We start from the raw sequence: 1,413 nt of genomic DNA, 5'->3' as shown, positions 1-1,413 counted from the left end.
AGGCCGCGGCTGCGCAGGACCCAGCGCTCGACGGGGCTGAAGATCAGCAGGTCGATGGCGATGCCCACGACCAGGATCAGGATGATCGCGAGGAACACGCCCGGCAGGTCGATGTTGTTGCGGCCGTTCTCCAGGAGCTGGCCGAGGCCGAGGCCCAGGTCGGGGGAGCTGGCGATGATCTCGGCGGCCATCAGGGAGCGCCAGGAGAAGGCCCAGCCCTGCTTGAGGCCGGCGACGTAGCCGGGCAGGGCCGCGGGCAGGACGACGTGCCAGGCGCCGCGCAGGCCGGTGGCGCCCAGGGTGCGGCCGGCCCGCAGGAACAGCGGCGGGATCTGGTCGATGCCGGAGACGAGGCCGTTGGCGATGGACGGGACGGCGCCCAGCAGGATCACCGTGTACATCATGGCGTCGTTGAGGCCGAACCAGAGCACGGCCGGCGGCACCCACGCCACCGACGGCAGCGACTGCAGGCCCTGGAGGATCGGGCCGATCGCGGCGCGGACGAACTTCACCCGGGCGACGAGCAGGCCGAGCGGGGTGCCGATGGCGAGGGCGAGGAGGAAGCCGAGCAGGCCCCGGGAGACCGAGGTCCAGATGACTTCGACGAGCGTGCCCTTGAGCCACATGTCGGACAGGCTGTCCCAGACGGCGGACAGGGCGGGGAGCTTGGTCTCGTCGGTGACCTTCGCCGAGACCAGGACCTGCCAGACCACCAGCACCAGGGCGACGGCGAGGACCGGCGGCAGGACCTTCTTGGTGAGGACCTCGCGCACCGGAGTGCGGTGGGTCTGGACCGCGTCGAGCGCGTCCAGGCCGGCTTCCAGGCCGGCCAGGTCGTCGCGCGTGCCCTGGACGGCCCCGGCCTTCGGGGTGGTGTCAGTGCTGGCCATGGCGGCGGATCTCCCCACGCAGGTGTTCAGTGATCTCAAGGGACAGCTCCGCGACGTCCGCGTCCTCGATGCGGCGCGGCTGCGGGATGTCGACGGTCCATTCCTTCGCGACCCGGCCGGGGCGGGAGGAGAGGAGGACGACGCGCTGGGCGAGGCGGACGGCCTCGCGCACGTTGTGGGTGACGAAGAGGACGGACAGGCCGGTCTCTTCCCAGATGCGGGTGAGTTCGCCGTGCAGGACGTCGCGGGTGATGGCGTCGAGGGCCGCGAAGGGCTCGTCCATCAGCAGGAGGCGGCTGTCCTGGGCGAGGGCCCGGGCGAGGGCGACGCGCTGGCGCATGCCGCCGGAGAGTTCGTGGACGCGCTTGCCGTAGGCGCCGCCGAGCCGGACGAGCTCCAGCAGCCGTTCGGCCTCGGTCCTGCGCTCGGCCTTGGGCACCCCGCGCAGCCGCAGCGCCAGCTCGATGTTCTTGCCCGCGGTGAGCCACGGGAAGAGGGCGTGCTCCTGGAACATCAGGGCCGG

At 72.0% G+C, this 1,413-nt stretch carries 2 protein-coding genes; both read right to left on the bottom strand.

From position 1 onward, the window contains the following. Positions 1-890 (bottom strand): ABC transporter permease (locus ACQKM2_RS40845; protein ID WP_427719281.1); only part of this gene is annotated, 890 nt, incomplete at its 3' end. Beyond that, a partial coding sequence (locus tag ACQKM2_RS40840) for an ABC transporter ATP-binding protein (protein ID WP_427719278.1) occupies positions 877-1,413 on the bottom strand: 537 nt, incomplete at its 5' end. The genes ACQKM2_RS40840 and ACQKM2_RS40845, both read right to left, overlap by 14 nt.

It is taken from the genome of Streptomyces sp. NPDC004126, assembly GCF_050275515.1.
Classification (GTDB): domain Bacteria; phylum Actinomycetota; class Actinomycetes; order Streptomycetales; family Streptomycetaceae; genus Streptomyces.
Note: the sequence above shows the minus strand (reverse complement) of the source record. Positions and strands in the feature narration are given on the sequence as shown.